Source organism: Nonomuraea candida, assembly GCF_000725485.1.
In the GTDB taxonomy this organism is placed as follows: domain Bacteria; phylum Actinomycetota; class Actinomycetes; order Streptosporangiales; family Streptosporangiaceae; genus Nonomuraea; species Nonomuraea candida.
Window position 1 is genome coordinate 1 of record NZ_JOAG01000226.1, and the last position, 214, is coordinate 214.

The 214-nt window shown below is 74.8% G+C and carries 1 pseudogene; it reads left to right on the top strand.

The features are described from left to right. Nucleotides 1–214 (top strand): annotated as a pseudogene (locus IO39_RS43825) (LysR family transcriptional regulator); the annotation flags it as partial.

The following is a 214-nucleotide window of genomic DNA, read 5'->3' on the forward strand; positions in this document are numbered from 1 at the left end:
GGCCAAGGACGCGGTGTCGTACGAGGACCTGGCCGACCACCCCGTCCTGGGCGGCGCCCGCCCCGCCTACTGGCGCGAAGCCCTCGTCCCCGCCTGCACGCCCAGCGGGCGCCCCATCCCCGTGGGACCCCACGTCTCCCACTTCATGGGCATGATCCCCGTCATCGCCAGCGGCGAGGCCGTCTCACCCGTGCACCTGCACGCCGCCCGCTAC